This window comes from Nocardia sp. CA-290969 (assembly GCF_050936135.1).
Classification (GTDB): domain Bacteria; phylum Actinomycetota; class Actinomycetes; order Mycobacteriales; family Mycobacteriaceae; genus Nocardia.
The window spans coordinates 487,267-506,423 of sequence record NZ_JBNJNJ010000001.1; the positions used below are offsets into that span (position 1 = coordinate 487,267).

Annotated in this window: 15 protein-coding genes, 1 tRNA gene and 1 pseudogene; 10 read left to right on the forward strand and 7 right to left on the reverse strand. The window is 66.7% G+C overall.

Going from position 1 to position 19,157, the window contains the following annotated elements:
• Window positions 1-86 precede the first annotated feature (86 nt).
• The 10 genes from crcB (at window position 87) to ACQEVO_RS02320 (ending at window position 11,961) form a co-directional block, all read left to right on the forward strand.
• A complete protein-coding gene (gene crcB / locus ACQEVO_RS02275; protein WP_432908342.1) occupies window positions 87-530 on the forward strand; it encodes a fluoride efflux transporter CrcB in 444 nt (147 codons plus the stop codon).
• A gap of 83 nt (window positions 531-613) precedes the next feature.
• On the forward strand, window positions 614-973 hold the full coding sequence (locus tag ACQEVO_RS02280) for a fluoride efflux transporter FluC (RefSeq protein ID WP_432908345.1): 360 nt from the start codon (window positions 614-616) through the stop codon (window positions 971-973).
• A 47-nt stretch (window positions 974-1,020) separates the two neighbouring features.
• Window positions 1,021-2,658 (forward strand): phosphoglucomutase (alpha-D-glucose-1,6-bisphosphate-dependent), encoded by a 1,638-nt coding sequence (gene pgm / locus ACQEVO_RS02285; RefSeq protein ID WP_432908348.1) that lies wholly within the window; start codon window positions 1,021-1,023, stop codon window positions 2,656-2,658.
• Window positions 2,659-3,058: 400 nt separating this feature from the next.
• On the forward strand, window positions 3,059-4,408 hold the full coding sequence (locus tag ACQEVO_RS02290) for an MFS transporter (RefSeq protein WP_432922285.1): 1,350 nt from the start codon (window positions 3,059-3,061) through the stop codon (window positions 4,406-4,408).
• A gap of 58 nt (window positions 4,409-4,466) precedes the next feature.
• Complete coding sequence (locus ACQEVO_RS02295) at window positions 4,467-5,201, forward strand: DsbA family protein (protein WP_432908351.1); 735 nt, start codon at window positions 4,467-4,469, stop codon at window positions 5,199-5,201.
• 94 nt (window positions 5,202-5,295) lie between these two features.
• Window positions 5,296-5,368 (forward strand) — tRNA-Ala (locus ACQEVO_RS02300).
• A gap of 317 nt (window positions 5,369-5,685) precedes the next feature.
• A complete protein-coding gene (locus tag ACQEVO_RS02305; RefSeq protein ID WP_432908354.1) occupies window positions 5,686-7,545 on the forward strand; it encodes a helix-turn-helix domain-containing protein in 1,860 nt (619 codons plus the stop codon).
• Window positions 7,546-7,688: 143 nt separating this feature from the next.
• Window positions 7,689-8,651 carry an MBL fold metallo-hydrolase gene (locus ACQEVO_RS02310; protein ID WP_432908357.1) on the forward strand — a complete coding sequence of 321 codons (963 nt, stop codon included), beginning with the start codon at window positions 7,689-7,691 and terminating at the stop codon, window positions 8,649-8,651.
• Between the two features lie 38 nt (window positions 8,652-8,689).
• Window positions 8,690-10,027 carry an MFS transporter gene (locus tag ACQEVO_RS02315; protein WP_432908359.1) on the forward strand — a complete coding sequence of 446 codons (1,338 nt, stop codon included), beginning with the start codon at window positions 8,690-8,692 and terminating at the stop codon, window positions 10,025-10,027.
• Window positions 10,028-10,116: 89 nt separating this feature from the next.
• Entirely contained in the window at window positions 10,117-11,961 is a 1,845-nt protein-coding gene (locus ACQEVO_RS02320; protein WP_432908361.1) for a CocE/NonD family hydrolase, read from the forward strand.
• Window positions 11,962-12,147: 186 nt separating this feature from the next.
• Here the strand turns inward: ACQEVO_RS02320 and ACQEVO_RS02325 are convergent, their stop codons facing one another.
• From ACQEVO_RS02325 to ACQEVO_RS02355, 7 genes and pseudogenes are all read right to left on the reverse strand, one after another.
• Entirely contained in the window at window positions 12,148-13,338 is a 1,191-nt protein-coding gene (locus tag ACQEVO_RS02325) for an MFS transporter (RefSeq protein ID WP_432908363.1), read from the reverse strand.
• A 46-nt stretch (window positions 13,339-13,384) separates the two neighbouring features.
• A pseudogene (locus tag ACQEVO_RS02330) lies at window positions 13,385-13,617 on the reverse strand (CoA-transferase); the annotation flags it as partial.
• A complete protein-coding gene (gene fahA / locus ACQEVO_RS02335) occupies window positions 13,614-14,798 on the reverse strand; it encodes a fumarylacetoacetase (protein ID WP_432908366.1) in 1,185 nt (394 codons plus the stop codon). The pseudogene ACQEVO_RS02330 and the gene fahA, both read right to left, overlap by 4 nt.
• Window positions 14,795-15,664 (reverse strand): hypothetical protein, encoded by an 870-nt coding sequence (locus tag ACQEVO_RS02340; protein WP_432908369.1) that lies wholly within the window; start codon window positions 15,662-15,664, stop codon window positions 14,795-14,797. The genes fahA and ACQEVO_RS02340 overlap by 4 nt, the downstream gene beginning before the upstream one ends.
• The gene (locus ACQEVO_RS02345; RefSeq protein WP_432908372.1) at window positions 15,661-16,863 is read right to left on the reverse strand and encodes a homogentisate 1,2-dioxygenase; all 1,203 of its coding nucleotides are present in this window, start codon (window positions 16,861-16,863) and stop codon (window positions 15,661-15,663) included. Before ACQEVO_RS02345 ends, ACQEVO_RS02340 begins: the two co-directional genes overlap by 4 nt.
• 87 nt (window positions 16,864-16,950) lie before the next feature.
• A complete protein-coding gene (locus tag ACQEVO_RS02350) occupies window positions 16,951-17,502 on the reverse strand; it encodes a MarR family winged helix-turn-helix transcriptional regulator (protein WP_432908375.1) in 552 nt (183 codons plus the stop codon).
• Window positions 17,503-17,673: 171 nt separating this feature from the next.
• Complete coding sequence (locus ACQEVO_RS02355; protein ID WP_432908378.1) at window positions 17,674-18,927, reverse strand: cytochrome P450 family protein; 1,254 nt, start codon at window positions 18,925-18,927, stop codon at window positions 17,674-17,676.
• Window positions 18,928-19,157 lie beyond the last annotated feature (230 nt).

Sequence of the window (19,157 nt, forward strand, 5' to 3'; positions counted from 1 at the left end):
CCTTTCTCGCCTGCGGATACTGTTGCCAGGCGTGATCCGCGCACTGAGTTCGTGGTCGTAGTACGCCGGTTCGGAGGTGCCGGAGCATGAGCGAAACCGTCGAGCCCGTCCCGATCGACGCCGCGGTCCTGGCGGCCGTCGCGTGCGGTGGTGGGCTGGGCGCGGGCTCGCGCTATTGGCTCGCGCTGCGGATTCCCCTCGCTCCCGGGGGATTTCCCTGGGCCACTTTTCTCGCCAACACCCTCGGCTGCCTCGCGATCGGTGTACTCATGGTGCTCATCACCGAAGTGTGGACACCGCATCGGCTGGTTCGCCCGTTTCTGGGAGTCGGTGTGCTCGGTGGTTTCACCACGTTTTCCACCTACAGCGCCGAGGTTCGTACACTGCTCGAATCGGGTTCCACCGGTGTGGCGCTCGGATACCTCGGGGGAACCGTGGTGACCTGCCTGGGTGCGGTCGCCGCCGGCATATCGGTCACCCGGTGGGTCGCGCGAAGACGTGGCGGGGCAACGCAATACGGCACGAGCTGAACGTAGGACGGCACGAGCGAGAGGGGTCGGGTCATGGTGGTATCGACGGGTCCGCAACACCGGCCGGGCGAGCGGGGCGGCCGGTGACCGCGGTCTGGGTGGTGCTGGGCGGAATGCTCGGTGCGCCCGCGCGCTACCTGGTCGACCGGGTGGTCACCGCGCACAACCGCTCCCGGTTCCCGCTGGGCACACTCGCGGTCAACATCGCGGGCTCGGCGCTGCTGGGTTCGCTGATCGGCGCGGACACCAGCGGTGCGGTGGCGGCCGCCGCCGGTATCGGATTCTGCGGCGCCTTCACCACCTTCAGCACATTCGGCTACGAGACGATCCGGCTCGCCACCGGCGGTGCCACCGGGTACGCGTTCGGCAATATCGTGCTCAATACCGGGATCTGCCTCGGCGCGGTCTATCTCGGCGCCGCGACCGCGGGGCTGTTCGGATGATCACGATGACCAGCCGGGTACGGCCCACCACGAAGGGAGTTCCGAATATGGCGCACAACCGAGCCGGGCGGCCCGCCCGCCCAGCCGATCTGGTGGATGTTCCGGGATTGGTGACCGCGTACTACAGCCGTGTCCCCGACCCTGCCGAACCCACTCAGCGGGTCGTCTTCGGGACTTCCGGCCACCGCGGTTCGAGCCTGGACGCCACCTTCAACGAGGCGCATATCCTGGCGATCACGCAGGCCCTCGTGGAATACCGGGCCACCCGCGGGATCACCGGTCCGGTGTATCTGGCCCGGGATACCCATGCGCTGTCCGAACCCGCCTGGACCACCGTGCTGGAGGTGCTCGCCGGCAACGAGGTGAGTGCCGTGGTCGACGCCCGCGGTCGCTACACCCCCACGCCCGCGCTCAGCCATGCCGTGGTGCGCCACAATCGCGACACCACCCGTCCCCAAGCCGACGGCATCGTGGTGACCCCGTCGCACAACCCGCCCCGCGACGGCGGTATCAAATACAACCCGCCGCACGGTGGCCCCGCCGATACCGGCGCCACCGACGCCATCGCCGAACGCGCCAACGAACTGCTGCGCGGCGGCCTCGCCGAGGTGAAGCGGGCGCCGCTCGCGCGGGCGATGGACGCCGCCGGCCGCTACGACTACCTCGACCACTACGTCGCCGACCTGCCCGCGGTGCTCAACCTCGACGCCATCCGCGGCGCCGGGATCCGGCTCGGCGCCGACCCGATGGGCGGTGCGAGCGTCGACTACTGGGAGGAGATCGGCCAGCGCTACGACCTCGAACTCGAGGTCGTGAACCCGACCGTGGACCCCACCTGGAGTTTCATGCCCCTCGACGGCGACGGCCAGATCCGGATGGACCCGTCGTCCCCGCATGCGATGGCCTCGCTGGTCGCGATCCGCGACGACTACGACATCTCCACCGGTAACGACGCCGACGCCGACCGGCACGGCATCGTCACCCCCGACGGCGGCCTGATGAACCCGAACCATTTCCTCGCCGTCGCGATCGACTATCTGGTGGCGAACCGGCGCGGCTGGGACGCACTCACCAAGATCGGGAAAACCGCGGTCACCTCGGCGATGATCGACCGGGTAGCGCGGGTACTCGGCCGCGACGTCTACGAGGTGCCGGTGGGGTTCAAATGGTTCGTCCCCGGCTTGTTCAGCGGCAGTCTCGCCTTCGGCGGTGAGGAAAGCGCCGGCGCCTCCTTCCTGCGGATGGACGGCACCGTATGGACCACGGAGAAAGACGGCATCCTGCTGGCCCTGCTGGCCGCCGAGATCGCCGCCGTCACGGGCCAGAGCCCGACCGCCCGTTACCTCGAACTGGAACGCAACCACGGCAGCCCCGCCTATGCCCGGATCGACGCCCCCGCCGACGCCCGCCAGAAGAAGCTCCTCGCCGCCCTCGACCCCGCCCAGGTCACCGCCGGTGAGATCGCGGGCGAACCGATCACCGAGGTCGCGACCCGCGCCCGCGGCAACGGCGCCGGACTCGGTGGTCTGAAGGTGAGTACGGAGAACGCCTGGTTCGCAGCGCGCCCGTCGGGCACCGAAAACAAATACAAGATCTACGCGGAGTCCTTCCAGGGACCCGACCACCTGGCCCAGGTCCAGGACGCGGCCCGCGAGCTGGTGGGTCGGGTGCTGGCAGACGGCTAGCGGGCGCCACCCCGAGGTCCGCATAGTCCCGGAATCGAACGTGACCACGGCGGTGCCGAGTACGACGAGGCCTGGGAAGTTCACATAACCCCGAAACCCAACGCAACCGCGGCGGCGCCGAGTCTTACGAGGCCCTGAGAGGTTTTGGCCCGTCCCTGCTTTCCGCGCTCGATGCGATGCGGCGCAGCCGCGAGTGTCGAGTGCGGAAAGCAGGGACCAAGGGGGCCAAAACCACGTGCCGCCGGAGGCGGCACCAAAGATACAGGGAATTGTGACGGTCGCCTCGGCGTTGGTTGCCGGGGTGAGTGGTGACGGTGTGGCGAACGAGCGGCTCGATTCCGGCGGTACGGGCGGATCGGACGGTCGTACCGTGGTCGAGACGCCCGCGCGCCGCCGGTTGCTGCGCCGCCGGAACAATCCCGGAAAAACGCCGCTGCCCGGTGAAATCTGGGTGCTGATCGGGGCCGCGTTCTGTATCGCGGTCGGGTTCGGCCTGGTCGCGCCGGTGCTGCCGCAGTTCGCGTTGAGTTTCGGGGTCGGGGTGGCGGCGGCGTCGGCGATCGTCAGCGCGTTCGCCGCCATGCGGCTGCTGTTCGCCCCGGTGAGCGGGCGGCTGGTGCAGTTGCTGGGGGAGCGGCGGATATACCTGGTCGGGCTGCTCATCGTCGCGATCTCCACCGGGGCCAGCGCCTTCGCCCAGACCTATTGGCAGTTGATGGTGCTGCGTTCCCTGGGCGGCGTCGGTTCGACCATGTTCACCGTCTCCTCGATGGCGCTGGTGATCCGGCTTTCTCCGCCCACCGAACGGGGCCGGGTCACCGGCCTGTGGTCCACCTGTTTCTTGATCGGCGGCCTGTCCGGCCCGCTGATCGGTGGCGCGCTGGCCGGATTCGGCCTGCGCGCGCCGTTCCTCGTCTACGCGGTCGCCCTGCTGGTGGCCGTGGCGGTGGTGTATTTCAACCTGAAGGACTCCCGGATCACCGAATCCGAATCGGCGGGCGATATCGCCACCGTGAGCTTCGTACAGGGGCTGTCCCGCCCCGAATACCGCGCGGCGCTCTGGTCGAACTTCGCCAGCGGCGCGGCGGTGTTCGGCGTGCGGATGGCGCTCGTCCCGCTGCTCGTGGTGGAGGTGCTCGGCGAGCCGTCGGGTATGGCCGGGGTGGCGTTGACCGTTTTCGCCGCCGGAAACGCCACCGTCCTGTTCTTCGCCGGCCGCCTGTCCGACACCTACGGCCGTCGCCCCCTGCTGATCTCCGGCGCCCTGGTGTGCGCGATCGGCACCACCGGTCTCGGCCTGTCCCCGAACCTGGCGTGGCTGCTGATCACCTCGTTCGTCGCCGGGATCGGGTCGGGCCTGTTCACCCCCGCCCAGCAGGCCGCGGTCGGCGATATCATCGGCTCCCGTGCCCGCGGCGGCACCATGCTCGCCGGCTTCCAGATGTCCCAGGATCTCGGCACCGTCCTCGGCCCGATCGTGGTCGGCGCCATCGCCCAGCGCCTGTCCTACGGCGCGGGCCTCGCGGTAACCGGTTCACTGCTGGCCGTGGCGGCGTTGGCCTGGTTCATCGTCCCTGAACCGATGCAGCGGGCGAGTCTCGAAGCCGAGTCGCGTGAGGAGACTCCGTCGAAGTCGGATCACACCGGTTCGACGCTTGCCGCGGCGGAGAACCCCGCTTCCACCGAGACGGGGATCGCAGACCTTCCGGGTGCGCCCGGAAGCGAAGGCAGTGCGCCGTCCAAGCGCTGACGGTTCGCGCCGGGTGGCTGTGCGTGACCGGTTCGCCCGGATACGGCAGAGTGGTCGCGTGAGCAAATCGCCGTCCGAGTACACCCCGCGTCCCATGTCCAGCGGGACCACCTACGCCCTCGGCGGGGTGGCCCTGGCGCTGATCGTGCTGATCATTTTCCTCGCCTACCGGTGGGGTTCGGGCGGCGCCGAGGTGCGCAACGACGGCTACGGCTCCGTTCGCAACCCCGCGGTCACGGCCGCGCTCCAAAGCGACGGCGGCGTCCGGCTCGGCCTGCCGGACGCCCCGAAAACAATCGAAATCTACGAAGACCCCATGTGCCCCGGCTGCGGCAACCTCGAACACCTCTACGGCCAGGAGATCGCCCAGAAAGTCGACGAGGGCAAACTCGCCGTCCGCTACCGCTTCGTCAATTTCCTGGATCCCAAATCCGGCAGCGGCGACTACTCCACCCGCGCCGCCGCGGCGCTGCAGTGCGTCGCCGAGACCGGCTCCGGTATCACCTACTCGAAATTCCACGACACCCTGTTCACCGACCGCCAACCGGAAGAAGGCTCCGGCCTCACCGACGACGAACTCGCCACCCTGGCCACCGAGTCCGGCGCCCCGCAGACCGCCCACGACTGCATAACCACCGGCGCCCGCACCGACCAGGCGAAGTCCCAGGCGACCGCGGCCCTCGACGACCTGAAAGCCGCCCTCGACGGCGACGCGGCAACCCCCAGTGTGTTCGACGTCGCAACGAAGATCGACCTCGAGAACCAGGACTGGGTCCAGCAGGTCGCCCCCTGACCTCACCGTTCACCCCGAATCCAGCCGATTTGGTGCCTGACGTGGAGGTGGTGTAACTTCGTTCAGGCAGCCGGGGAACCGGCAGCAACCATCCGGGGCTATGGCGCAGCTGGTAGCGCACCACACTGGCAGTGTGGGGGTCAGGGGTTCGAGTCCCCTTAGCTCCACATAAAACCCCAGGTCAGGCCCGGTTTAATACCGGGCCTGACCTGTTCTGTTTTGACCAATCCCCCGTTCGCCCCCGTTTTGGGTCTAGATCCCGTTTGCCGAAATCGATGCGGTCGCGTGGGCAGCTGTGTCCACCGAGACCGGACCGGCGGATTCGATAGCAATCGTCTTGACCGACCGCCCTGGATGCCGCGTGGCTGCGATGGAGCTGTCGATTGTCGTCGAGGGACGGTGGTCGTGCGACGGTTGATCGCGCTGGGCCGCGGCGGATGTTCAGAGCGGATGCTGCGATACCGACTCGGTGCATGATGGTCGCGTGAGTGAGGCCAAGTTCCTGCAGCTGCTGGCGAGGGGTGCTGACGCGTCGGCGTTCGATGAGCAAGTGCGCATCGCGGTCGCGGCCGGCGCGGATTCGGAGCATCTCGCCGAACTCGAAGAACTTCGGCGACTGGCTCTGCGGATCCGGGCGGAGCTCGACCGTCACGAGCGCCGGGAATCGGAGTTGGCCGTCCTCTTCGAGACGGCTCAGGATCTCACCCGGATCAGCGACGTCGACCGGTTGCTGCGCGCCGTGGTCCGTCGCGCACGCCGGATCCTCGTCACCGATGTGGCCTATATCGCCCTGATAGACCGGGAGCGTCGCGACACCTATATGAGGGTCACCGACGGAATGGCGTCGTCGCCGATCCGCACGACGCGTCTGCCGATGGGCGTGGGTCTCGGTGGGCTCGTGGCGCAGGACGGAATCCCTTACGCAACAAGCAATTTCTGGGAGGACCCCAGGTTCTCGCACACCGAGGAAGTCGACCACGCGGTGCGTTCCGAGCAGATTGTGGCCATCGTCGGCGTGCCGCTCTCGGTGGAGTCCGATGTGGTCGGGGTGCTCTACGCAGCGGATCGCCGCCCTCGCGAGTATCAGCCGGAAGACATCGCGCTGCTGTCGTCTCTGGCCGCTTTGTCGGCGATCGCGCTGGATGCGGCGAAGGCTCTCGAAGACGCCCGGCGCGCCGCCGCGGAGTTGGCGGACTCTCATGCGGTCGCCGATGAGCGGGCCCGCACGCTCGAGTCCATTGCGGAGGCGCACCGGCGATTGACCGAGACCGTTCTCGAGGGCGGTGGAGTGGCCGAAATCGCGGTCGCTATCGCCGGCATTCTCGACGGTGAGGTCGTGGTCCTCGACGCCGACGGGGTGACGCTGTGGAGTTCCCGTCCCGATGCTCCGGTCCTGACTCCGGGGAGCACCGATGAATCCTGCATCGACGACGAAGGGCGAGTCTGGTCGGCTGCGACGGTGGCGGCACGGGGAGTCCCGCTGGTGCGTGTTCTCGTCGATCGGGGCGAGCTGGATGCCACCGAGCAGGGTGTGCTGGAGCGGGGTGCCACCTCGCTTGCACTGGTCCTGATCCACGGTCGGCTGGCGCTCGACGAGGAGGCGCGATCGCGGGAGGAACTGGTGGTGGACCTGCTTGCGGGGGTTCCGATGGATCGCCTGGCTGTGCGACGGCGAGCCGATCGGGCCGGCCTGGTGTGGGGGCGATCCAACATCGTCCTGGTGGTGCGGTCCCGCGACGAGGAGCGGAAACGGATCCGGGAATCCGCCGCCCGGTGGGCACCCCCGGGATCGGTGGTTGCCGAGTACTTGCAATCGATCCTCGTGGTTGTGGAGGGCGACGACGCGGGTGCCGCCGCCAGGGCGCTGGCAGGCCACCTCCGTGGCGCCGCCATGTCCATAGCTGTCGGCGGCGCCGGCCCGGTCGAAGCCATGTCCGATCTGCGGTCCTTCTACGACGAGGCGAACAGGTGCGCGGAACTGCTCGTCGCGCTGGGGCGAGAAGGCGGAGCCGAGCTGGCGGACCTGGGGCTGTTCGGCGTGCTGGGCGTACCGGAGGCAGCGGATCGCGCGGTCGAGTTCGTCGGACGAGCGCTCGCACCGCTGCTCGAGTACGACAGGGCGCACGACGGTCACCTGGTCGAGACCCTGTCGGCCTATTTCGCCGCGGAGAGAAGCCGGGCGAAAGCCGCCGCGGAACTGCATGTGCACGTGAACACCGTCGGGGCCCGGCTCGCTCGTGTGGCCTCTCTGCTCGGTGAGGACTGGTCGGAGGGGACACGCCTACTCGGGCTCCGCATGGCACTCGAGCTTCGGTCACTGCTGGACGGTGAGCCTCCCCGATAGCGAGCCGGTGGCTTCGAACACATGATCTGGGTCGAAACGTTGGGTCTGGGTACGTTGAGTGCGTGGTGTGACCTGCATAACGTCAGGTAAGCGCATCTGGCGCAGATCTCATGACATCCCTCTCGATCGTTCGGAGAAGAGCAATGACTGCACCCTCCTTCGCATCCTCGGCAGACCTCGGGGAAAAGGAACAGACCCTGGAAGTCCTCGCGGACGGCGTGTACGCGCTGACGGCCGAGGGTGACCCGAATATCGGGGCGATCGAGGGCGAGGACTTCGTCGTCTGCTTCGAGGCGCTCGCCACCCCGGTGGTGGCCCAGGAGTGGTTGCGCAGGCTGCGTGAGCACACCGACAAGCCCATTCGATACCTGGTTCTGTCGCACTACCACGCAGTGCGTGTGCTGGGCGCGTCCGCGTTCGATGCCGAGGCCATCGTGGCGCACGAGACGACGGCCGCTCTGATCGAGGAGCGAGGCAAGGAGGACTGGGCGAGTGAATTCGGGCGGATGCCGCGCCTCGCCAAGGGCGCCGACTCCGTGCCGGGCCTGACCTGGCCGACGGTGACCTTCGCGGACAAGCTCACCATCGACCTGGGCGGTGACCGCGGCGAGCTGGTCCTTCAGCACTTCGGCCGGGGCCACACCGAAGGCGATATCGTCGCCTGGCTACCCCGGCAGAAGATTCTGTTCGCCGGTGATCTCGTCGAGGCGCAGGCCGCCCTGTACACCGGCGATGCCTTCCATCGTGACTGGTCCACCGGGACCCTCGATGCCGTCAAAGCGTTGAATGCAGAGGTACTCATCGGAGGCCGTGGTGCCGTCTCGCACGGCCGCGAGGCGGTGGACACCGCCATCGAGCAGACCCGTCGCTTCATCCAGACCATGCTCGAGGAGGTCGGCGCGGTCCAGCAGCGCGGGGGGACGCTGAAGGAGGCCTTCGAGGCCACCCACGCCGCACTCCACGAGGAGTACGGCCACTGGCCGATTTTCGAGCACTGCCTGCCCTTCGACGTTTCCCGTGTCTGGGACGAGCTTTCCGGAGTCGAGCGGCCGGTGATCTGGACTCCCGAGCGGGACCGTGCGGTCTGGGATCAGCTGCGCGGCTGACGCGCGAATTCGTCCGATTTCTTTTCAGGAGCATCTCAATGACAGCGCAGTCAGAGCACGCGTCGCCCACCTCTGTTTCCGATAGACCCGAGGCCACCGGCGCGTCGCCTCGCTCCCTCCGTCGAACCGTCATCGGCAGCATCGTCGGAACAGTTGTCGAGTACTACGACTTCGGCATATACGGCTACATGGCCACCGTCCTGGCCGCCCTGTTCTTCCACAGTGGCGACCCGACGGCCGCTCTCCTCGGCACGCTCGCTGCCTTCGCGGTTGCCTTCTTCCTCCGAATCCCGGGTGGGATTCTCTTCGGGCACATCGGCGATCGTTACGGCCGTAAGCGGGCGCTCTCCTGGACGATTCTCCTGATGTGCCTCGCCACACTCGGAATCGGGATTCTGCCGACGTACTTCACGATCGGTATCTGGGCGACAGTTCTGCTGGTGCTGCTCCGATGCCTCCAGGGTATTGCGGCAGGAGGCGAGCTCGGTGGCGCGACAGCGTTCGTAGCGGAGTCCGCGCCCCCGCACAAGCGCGCGGGACTGACCTCGCTGGTCAATGTCGGTATCAACCTCGGCTCGCTCGCCGCCGCACTGACGGCGCTGGCGGTGAACTCGGTCTTCACGCCAGAGCAGATCGAGGAGGTGGCGTGGCGCATTCCCTTCCTGATCAGTCTTCCGTTGGCGTTCATCGGTATCTGGATCCGCTCTCGGATGGAGGACACACCTCAGTTCGAGGAACTGAAAGAGGCCGGCGAGGTGGCGAAGGTGCCGGTCGCAGTTCTCTTTCGCGATTGCCGACCCGTCATCGTGCGGATCGCCTGCCTGTCGGCGCTGTTCACCGGCGGCCATTACGTCGCCTATGTCTACGGCCCGATTCATATGCAGACCGTGGGAGACCACACGGCGCAGATGTCGTTCGCGTCGACCTGTCTGGCGCTGGTCTGCGGCGCCGTCATGATGAATGCCGCCGGACATCTTTCCGACAGGGTCGGGCGTCGTCCGGTATTCCTGGCCGCGGCCGTCGCGGGCGTAGTGCTGCCGTTGCCGGCCTTCGCCCTCATGGGCGGCAGCGCCACCGCCTCGGCCGTCATCGGTCAGGTTCTGCTGAGTATTCCGGTCTCACTGTCGATCGGCCCGGCGTTCTCGGCCTTCGCGGAAATGATGAGTGCCCGCGTCCGATACAGCGGGATCTCGCTGGGAATGAATATCGCACAGCTCATCCTCGGCGGCACGGCACCCTTCCTGTGTGCGTGGCTGGTGGATCTGACACAGATCTCACTGGCGCCGGCCGGATTCTTCGCAGTCTGCGCCGCTCTGGTGCTCCTGGGGTCCATCCGGATGCGGGAAACCACACGGGCGCCCCTCATGGTGGATTGACCCGGGGAACCACACGGCGTCCACAACACGGGAAAGCGTCGAACCGGATACAGAGGACGGCGATCCACTTCCTCACGAAAGGAACCGCAATGAAGCGGATCAGTGCCAGATTTGGCTGGTTGCGCACGGCTGCTGTCATATCGGTGTCGGGCATGGTCCTTGCCCTGCTCTCGTGCGGGCTCGCCGAAGAAGGTGACGGGACCGGCGCGCGAGCGTCGTCGCCGTGGCCCGGCGGATCCTGGGCTCCGGCCGAAGCTGCCTACGACAGCAAGCTGGACAGTCAGCTGCCGGTGGAGATGAGCGACGGTGTCATCCTGAAGGTGGACGTCTCGTATCCCACGGATCCGGTCACGGGCCGGCGGGCACGAGGCCCGTTCCCGGTTTTGCTGACGCAGACCCCATATCTCAACACCCAGTCCACCGCAGGGGACTACTTCGTCCAGCGCGGCTACCTGTTCGTCACCGCCTACGTGCGGGGAACGACGACCTCCGGCGGGAACTTCTCGTTCTTCAGCAAGCGCGACGCCCAGGACGGCGCCGAACTCGTCACTTGGGCCGCGACTCGTCTGCAGAACTCGAACGGCAAGGTGGGATTGACCGGGGGGTCTTACGCGGGCATCAACCAGATGTACACGGTCGCCGAGGCCGGGGCGCACTCGCCGATCCAGGCGATCGCCCCTTACTGCATGGGTGCCGAGTTCTACCGCGAGGCCTACTTCGCCGGCGGAATTCCCACACAGACCCTGAACTTCCAACGGGTGATCGGCAGTTCGATGGGCGGGAACACCGCTCCGATCGGCGCTGCGCTGGTCGACGAGATCAACTCTGGTGGGCCGCGTGCCTACGACGGAGCTTTCTGGCAAGAACGCACGCCAGGCAACCTGGCTCAGCAGATCGTCGATGCCGGTGTGCCGGCGCTGCTCTGGAGTAGCAACGGAGACATCTACGCGCAGAGCTCGCTGGAGCTGTACTCGTACTTCCAGAACGCGAGCAGGAGGCTGCCGGTGTTCGGACCGATGAGCCAGGAACAAAAGGCGACCGGCCGGTACCAAGTCATCATGAGCCAAGGGGGACACTGTGAGAACCAGGACCAGCGCATCACGCTCGAGTGGTTCGACACCTGGTTGAAGGGCGCGCGGACCGGGATCGAGAGCACCACGACACCTCTGCACGCTCACGAGATGGTCTCGGATCGGTGGCTGAACACCTCTGCCTACCCGGTGGTCCCCTCGTACACGCGTTACTACCTGACGGCGGACCGCGCTCTGTCGACGACCGTGCCCGATACCACCGGAAAGGACAACGTCGCGTGGGCTCAGCCGGCCGCGAACAGCACCTTGCAGTACGACAGTCCTGCCTTCGAGAACGGCGGAACGCTCGCGGGACCGATCAGCGCCTCCTTCTACGCCTCGTCGACGACGTCGAACCTGGAGCTGATCGCGACCGTGCAGCTGATCGGCGCCAACGGTTCCGTCACGCCGGTCTCGTCGGGGGCGGTCTTGGGGAGTCTCGCCGCGAACGACCCCAGTCGGTCTTGGTCCGACGCCCATGGCGTTCCGGTCCGGCCCTACGGCAAATACACCGCGCCTGACCCCGTACCAGCGGGGGCGATCAAGAAGTACGACTTCGCCATTTCGCCGCGGTTCGCGCACATCCCAGTGGGCAGCAAGTTGCGACTCACGGTAACCACGCAGACCCCAACGGCCAATTGTTCTCCGGTTCTCGGCGTCGATCCGTGCTTTCCGACTGCTCCTGAGGCGTCCTCGCTCGCGGGGGCGACGGAAACGATCTACTACGGGCCGGAGACCAACTCGTCGCTCAACCTGCCCTTGCTGAAGGCCGACTGCTGGCAGTCGACGGATAACCCGAACCCCCAGGTGCCGTACTGGAACGCGAGCTCAGCGGCAGGCGTGCGCGCTCCTTGCCAGAAATAGTCCAAATCGCTGAGGTGGGCTCGGCGGCGCCACCGAAACGGTGTGCGTCGCCGACGCCGACCTCGGGCCGCGGCCGAGGCAGGCATGGAACGTGACTGTCCTCCCGATCGACTCCACCCCATGCGGCGCAGAGGGCCCCCTTGTCTTCGCCCGCCGCTTTGTTCGCTTCCACGGCGGAGCCGGGAGCTATCGCGCCGGTGCCTCGCTTTCTTCGACGAGCTCCGCTGCCTCCTCTTCGACGTGGTCGCCTTCGAAAGCTTGGAGTAACAAGGCCGCTGACCCGGCGAGGACTACGAACAGGCCGTAGCCAACGATCGCGGGCACAAGCCCGGTGAATGGTTCGACAAGGCCGGCGATCACACTGGGCAGGCCGAAGGCCAGATAGCTGACGACGTAGATGGTCGACAGTAATCCGGCGCGGTGCATGGGCGCAGCCGTGACGAGGAGCATCCGCAGTGCCGCTTGGAACCCTGCCCCGAATCCCACACCGGCGATCGCGGTTCCGAGGACGACACCGGCGAGGTTGCCCGCGACGACGAAGGACACTGTTACGACCGGCCCGACAGCAAGCGCGATCAATCCGGTCAGCAACTGGCGACGCGGGTCGATCCGTTGCAACACGTATCCGGTGACGGCGCCGCACCCGGCGAACAGAGCGATCAACGCGCCGGAAGAGAAATGGTTCGTTACCCCGAACACGGAACTGAGTACAGAAGGCACGAGCGAGAGGTATAGCCCGGGCAGGGCCCAGCTCGCGATCAACGCGCCTGCGACATTTCGGAAGAGTCGTCGCGAAGATGGCGGCACCCTGAGCTGCGGAGCGAGTGACCGGATTACTCCCGGTTGTTTCGCGACTGTCTCGGGTACGACCGTCAACAATATCGCGATGAACGCGAGTGCGACTACGAACACGATGTAGATGAGCGCCTCGGGCGCCGGCGCCCACTCCACGAGCACGCCACTCGAGAGTGCTCCGACCGCGAGCGCGGTGGGAGGAATCACGCCGTTGAGAACGTCGGCGAGTGTAGGACGCCGCACGAGCGAGTGATCCAGGATCGTTGCACCGAGACTACCGAGGAGCAGTCCGACAGCAAGGCCCTGGAGCATCCGGCCGATGAGCAGCACTACCAAGCCGTCGGCGATCGTGAGCAGCACCAGCGAGATGATCAGGCTCACCGTCCCGGCGAGGAGGACCGGTTTGCGGCCGACGTAGTCCGAGAGCGAGCCGGCGGTGAGGAGAGTGAGTAGCATCCCGCCGACGTAGATGGCGAACGCGCCGGTCAACATCAGCGGCGTGAGGTCCCACTGCACGGCGTAGATCGGGAACAGCGGCGAGGGCAGAGCCGACGAGCCGACGCTGAACAACAGCAGTGCCACCGCGATCCAGAACGCGGCGACCGAGCGGGCGGATTGCGTCATCGGAGCGCCTCCGGCCGGCGGACAGCAGGATCCCGAGACTCTCTCCATCTACGCCGCAGTTGTTGGAGTAGATCTCGAGGTGATGCGCGCCGATACCGGTAATGGAGGCGATGAGGGCATGGGAATGCCACACAATCCGAATCCGCCCACGGCCAGGGTGGCCCCGGAGGGGATATCGGCGACGGCGGCGGCTGCAGAGTTGTCAACCTGGCCGGTGGTCGTCTGCGGTGCTGTCATCGTGCGTCCGACGGTGCGGGGATGATACGGCCGCGGACTTCGCCGAATCCGATCGGTCTACCGTCCGTACCGGGGGACGTGGCGGTTATCACGACCTCGTCGTAGTCTTCGAGGAACGTGCTGGGGCGCCCGCCGACATCGAGGGGTTCTGTTCCGCCCCAGGATAGTTCGATGAACGACCCGCGCTCATTGCGCGACGGTCCGGAGATGGTCCCGGAGGCGAACAGATCGCCGGTGCGGGCATGCGCGCCGTTGATCGTGGTGTGTGCGAGCATTTGCGCTCCGGACCAATACATCTCGCGGTAGGGCGGGTGGGAGACCGGCGTTCCGTTCCACTCGACCGTGAGGTCGACGTCGAGGCCCCACCGCTGCGCGCCGCGCAAGTAGGGGAGGGGTTGAGGGTCCTGTACGGGCGTCGGGATCCGAGCGGCTTCGAGCGCAGCCAAAGGGACCACCCAGGCGGACACGGACGTGGCGAACGATTTGCCGAGGAACGGGCCGAGAGGCACGTACTCCCAGGCCTGGATGTCGCGTGCCGACCAGTCGTTGACGAGCACGACGCCGAAAACGTGGTCTGCGAAGCTGTCCGGTGAAATCGGCTCGCCCGGGACCGATCCGGCGCCTACCACGAAGCCGAGCTCGGCTTCGATGTCCAACCGGCGGCTGGGGCCGAATGTGGGGGCCTCGTCGGCGGGTCCCTTCTGCTGTCCGCTGGGGCGGATCACATCGGTTCCGGATACGACGACTGTGCCCGCCCGGCCGTGGTAACCGACGGGGAGGCTCTTCCAGTTGGGAAGCAGCGCCGCGGAATCCGGCCGGAACAGGCGTCCCAGATTGGTGGCGTGGTGTTCGGAGGCGTAGAAGTCGACGTAGTCGGCTACTTCGAAGGGCAGGTGCAGGGTCACATCGGTGAGCGGGTATACGGCGTTCTCGGGTACGTCTCCGGACAGCAGGTCGATGATGCGGGCCCGGGCGTCCGCCCATGCATCGGGCCCTTGCGCCATGAAGGGGTTCAGCGCGGTATGGGCGAAGACGTCGTCGCCGAGCGTCGCTGTCAGGTCGACCACGGCATCGGCGATGCGTACACCGACACGAGCCCGCGCACCGGTCGGAGAGAAGACCCCGTAAGGGAGGTTGGAGAGGCCGTACGGGGAGTCGGCGGGGATATCGATAGTGGTCATGCGTCAGTTCCTCGGGAAAGGTGGGGCGCGGCTGCCGGTCGCAGTTCGGCGGGTACCAGCCCCAGGTCGATGAGGTCGTTGAGCGGCTCGACGATGCTGCATGTGCCGAAGGAGTGGAAGGCGGCGCGGACGTCGCGCGCCCGTTCCGCGGACAGCGAGGTCAAGGCAGCGGCGATGGTTTCGGCGTTGCGGTCGTCGAGCACGCGGGCCAGGTCCGTCACCGCGGCGCCGTCGAGGGCCAATGAGGTCGCCAACAGCAGGTTGAGAAACCCGTGCTGTTCGAAGCCGGTGTGCGGGTCGGTGTTCCGGATTGCGTGGTGCAGGCCCGCGGTCGCCTTGAACGCGACGCTTGCCTCGATCGCCGCAATGATGAATGCCGCGAGCTCGTGTGCGTCGGGATACAGTTCCGCCCTGACGCCGCCGGTGCGGAACTTCGCGTATAGCCCGGCGTCCGCGACTGCTCGCAGATAGTGCGACGTGTCCGCGCTACGAGGGACCTCGGCGTAGCCGGCGACGGCCCCGGGTATCCGTGCCCGGACGAGTTGCGCACCGTGCTCGTCGCCGGCGGTCGGCCCGATCTCGACGGCGACAACGGTGACATCGTCGTGCTCCGCGGCGGTCGACAGTGCCCGACCGACGGCGACGGCGCCCTCGGGCACCGTCAACGCCAGGCTCAGCGGCCCTACGTCGTCGAGTTCATCGAGACGGTTCGAAGGAAAGACGAAGGGTCCTACCAGATCCGCGTGGGCCGAACGTCGGTGCGCGGCGTGTGCTGTGAGGGCCTCGGCCTGCGGGGCATTCCCGGGCGGGAACATGGCGGCGTCGTCGCACAAAGCTTGCAGCAGTGGAGGGATCGAGGCGTTCATCGGCGGTCACCGCCTGTGCCGCGCGCCCATGACCACGCGTACTCGGGGTCTTCTGCGCCGGCGCCGGCGGTCCCGAGCTCGAGCGGGCGGAACGTGTCCACCATGACGGCGAGCTCGTCGAAGGACTCGGCGCCGATGCTGCGCTCGTAGGCGCCGGGCTGCGGTCCGTGCGCGTGCCCTCCCGGGTGCAGTGATACCGAACCTTGGGCGATGCCTGAGCCTGCACGGGCTTCGTAGTCACCGCCGCAATAGAACATGACCTCATCGGAGTCGACGTTGGAGTGGTAGTAGGGGACCGGGATCGCCAGTGGGTGGTAGTCGACCTTACGTGGGACGAAATTGCAGACGACGAAGTTGGTGCCCTCGAACACTTGGTGCGCCGGCGGCGGCTGGTGCACGCGTCCGGTGATCGGCTCGAAGTCCGAGATGTGGAAGCTGTAGGGGTAGAGGCAACCGTCCCAGCCCACGACGTCGAATGGGTGCGTGGCGTACACGAACCGAGTGCCGGCTATCCCTGCGCCGCTGCGATGCTTGACCAGGACCTCGATGTCGGAGCCCTCCGCGAGGAGGGGCTCCGCCGGGCCGTGCAGGTCCCGTTCGCAGTAGGGTGCGTGCTCCAGTAGCTGCCCGAAACGTGAGAGGTAGCGGCGCGGAGGCGCGATATGCCCGACGCCCTCGATGATGTACGCACGCAGAGGGTCCGGACCCGTGGGAATCCACCGATGGGTCGCTGCGCGTGGCAGCAGGACGTAATGACCCTCGGTCGCGTCGAGGGCGCCGAAGACGGTCTCGATCCGCGCGGTGCCGGACTCGATGTAGACGAGCTCGTCACCGATTCCGTTGCGGTACAGCGGGGACGCCTTATCGGCGACGACGTAGGACAACCGCACATCGGAGTTGCCGAGCACCAGGCGGCGTCCGGTGACCACGTCGACCCCGGTCGCATCGGCCGCGAACAGGTCGTGCAGCCGCAGGTGCCGGGGGATGAGGGGATGGTTCGGGGTGGTGGTTTGGTCCGGCAGTTCCCAGGCCGTTGCTGCCACGATCGCCGAGGGTATTGCGCGGTGATAGAGCAGTGACGAGTCCGAGGAGAATCCCTCCTCGCCCATCAGTTCCTCGAAGTAGAGGCGTCCGGCCGGATCGTGGTGCTGAGTATGACGCTTCGGTGGGACGGTGCCCAGGCGCTGGTAGTGAGCCATGTCGTTCCCTAAAGTCTGCGCGGAAAGTAATACACACATTAACTAGTTTTGGGAGCGAGTGCAATCACGTGGCCAGGGAGTGGTTCGTCAGTTACGTCCGCGGACGTCGAACTGGGTGCGGTCGGTGATCAACTTGTCGAGCAGCATGATGAGGATGCGCTGCTCGGCCTCGGTGAGCGCGTCCGCCCAGGCCTGCTCACGCTCGTTGTGGGCGCGGTAGACCTCGGCGATCCGTTGCTCTCCGGTGGGTGTGAGTTGCAGTCTGATCGAGCGTCCGTCCTGGGGGGCCGGAGTGCGTGTGAGCAATTCGTCGCGTTCGAGCGATTTGCACAGATTGGACACGGCAGCCCTGCTCATGCCGGTGAGGCGCGCCGCGTTCATCGGCTCGATCGGGCCCGCCAGCCAGGTAACGAAGAGTAGCCGGAAGGCCGACCAGGACAGGCCGTGCGGCCGGTGTACCGAGGCTTCCAAGTCGTACGTGACGATGTTCGCGGCTCGGTTTAGGGTGAGCAGCAACTCGGTGGCCAGGCCATGGGTGGCGCCGACCTCGGACGTCAGGCGGCGATGTGCGTGTGCAACAAAGGACCAGAAGTCGATCGAGTCCACCTCGGTGGGTCGATCCGGCGCGGCGTCGTGCATGGGCGTCACGCTAGCGCGGGGTCGAATGTCAGTGTGGGGATCGGTTCCGGCACCATCAGAAATAGTTTACACGTTTATCACTATGAGCCGACTATCTCGCTGAAGGCTCTGGTCCCACTTCGGTGGTGCCCAGGTCTTCGGCGAACACGGTCCCATTCGTGACGACCGGGGTCAGACCAGCAAAGGGCTGCGGTCCGCGTCGGCGCTGGACACGGGATCGGATTCAGTGGGTGCGGCCAGGCGGACCGGCAGGCTGGTCAGGCCATGGATCAGGAGGCTTTTCCGCCACGTCAGATCACTGAATTCCCCGTCGAGCGATATCTCCGGGAACGTGGCCAGCAGTCGTGCGATCGCGGTGGTGGCCTCCACGCGGGCAAGGGTGGCGCCGAGGCAGTGGTGGATGCCGTGCCCGAAGGCGATATGTCGGTTCTCGGATCTTTCGAGGTCGATCCGGTCCGGGTCGGCGAAGCGCGCCGGGTCGCGGTTGGCGGCGGCGAGCGAAATCAGGATGAATTCGCCCGCGTCGATGTCCTGACCGCCCAAGGTGGTCGGGGCGGTGGTGTAGCGAGCCGTCGCCACGTGCAACGACCCGTGACAGCGCAGGATCTCCTCGACGTAGGCGGGTATCGCTTCGGGGTGGGTGCGCAACCGCAGGGCCGTTGCCGGATCGCGTAGTAGCTCCAGTACCGAGTTTCCGATGAGGTTGACGGTGGTCTCGTGCCCGGCTATCAGCAGCAGGAGCAGCATGGCGATGAGTTCGTGCTCGTCCAGGCGGTCTTCGTGGTCTTTCGCGATGATCAGTTGGGAGAGCAGGTCGTCGCGGGGGTCGTCGGTGCGTTCGGCGATCAACTTCGTCAGGTAGGTCAAGTAGCTGACCCCGGCGGCGGTGCGTTCCTCGATCGTGGCCGAGTCGCTGACGACGACGGCGGTCCACGAGCGGAACTCTTCCTTGTCGGCGTCGGGGACTCCGAGCAGTTCACAGATCACCGCGGTCGGCAGCCGGAACGCGTAGCTGTCGATGAGGTCGACGGTCGTTCGCGCGCTGATGTCGGCGAGCAGGGTGTCGGCGATCGAGGTGATTCTCGGCTGGAGATCGCGGATGGCGGGTCCGGTGAATGCCTTGGCCACGAGACGGCGCAGCCGGGTGTGCTGTGGCGGATCGGCGAACAACATATTGTCGCTGATGGCGGTGTTGAACAACTCGGCCGCACCGTTTTTGGCCAGCACAGCCTGTCCCTCGGGCGACCCGATGCGTTTACTGATGGCCGGCTCCGCGAAGGCCTGTTTGGCTACGTCGTGATCGACGATCAACCAGCCGAGGACACCGTCCAATCGAATTCGGTGCAGGGGACCGCGCTTACGCAGCGCCCGGTAGGTCGGATGCGGATCCTGGTAGAAGTCGTCGGTCAGTTCGAGGATTTCCATCGCGCCGGTCACCGCCGACCGTCGGGCGAAAAGGTGGCCGAGCTCGAATCCATGTAGTGCACAGTCCCTCAGTCCTTTCGGCGAACGATCTGATCTTGCGCGCGATGCCGTCCGGAACGAATTGTCAATCAGGAGTGCATCAGCGAGAGGTCGAGCAGTTTCGATCGGGTGAACCAGGAAGCCCCTCTACAGGCTAGCCGTGGCCGCTGTCGACTAAACCTCCGGCCAAG

Excerpts from the sequence above, each read along its gene's own strand:
- ACQEVO_RS02345 (WP_432908372.1), bottom strand. The coding sequence starts at position 16,863 with ATGGCTCACTACCAGCGCCTGGGCACCGTCCCACCGAAGCGTCATACT.
- ACQEVO_RS02315 (WP_432908359.1), top strand. The coding sequence starts at position 8,690 with ATGACAGCGCAGTCAGAGCACGCGTCGCCCACCTCTGTTTCCGATAGA.
- ACQEVO_RS02355 (WP_432908378.1), bottom strand. The coding sequence starts at position 18,927 with ATGGAAATCCTCGAACTGACCGACGACTTCTACCAGGATCCGCATCCG.
- fahA (WP_432908366.1), bottom strand. The coding sequence starts at position 14,798 with ATGACCACTATCGATATCCCCGCCGACTCCCCGTACGGCCTCTCCAAC.
- ACQEVO_RS02340 (WP_432908369.1), bottom strand. The coding sequence starts at position 15,664 with ATGAACGCCTCGATCCCTCCACTGCTGCAAGCTTTGTGCGACGACGCC.
- ACQEVO_RS02350 (WP_432908375.1), bottom strand. The coding sequence starts at position 17,502 with ATGCACGACGCCGCGCCGGATCGACCCACCGAGGTGGACTCGATCGAC.
- pgm (WP_432908348.1), top strand. The coding sequence starts at position 1,021 with ATGGCGCACAACCGAGCCGGGCGGCCCGCCCGCCCAGCCGATCTGGTG.
- ACQEVO_RS02310 (WP_432908357.1), top strand. The coding sequence starts at position 7,689 with ATGACTGCACCCTCCTTCGCATCCTCGGCAGACCTCGGGGAAAAGGAA.
- crcB (WP_432908342.1), top strand. The coding sequence starts at position 87 with ATGAGCGAAACCGTCGAGCCCGTCCCGATCGACGCCGCGGTCCTGGCG.
- ACQEVO_RS02320 (WP_432908361.1), top strand. The coding sequence starts at position 10,117 with ATGAAGCGGATCAGTGCCAGATTTGGCTGGTTGCGCACGGCTGCTGTC.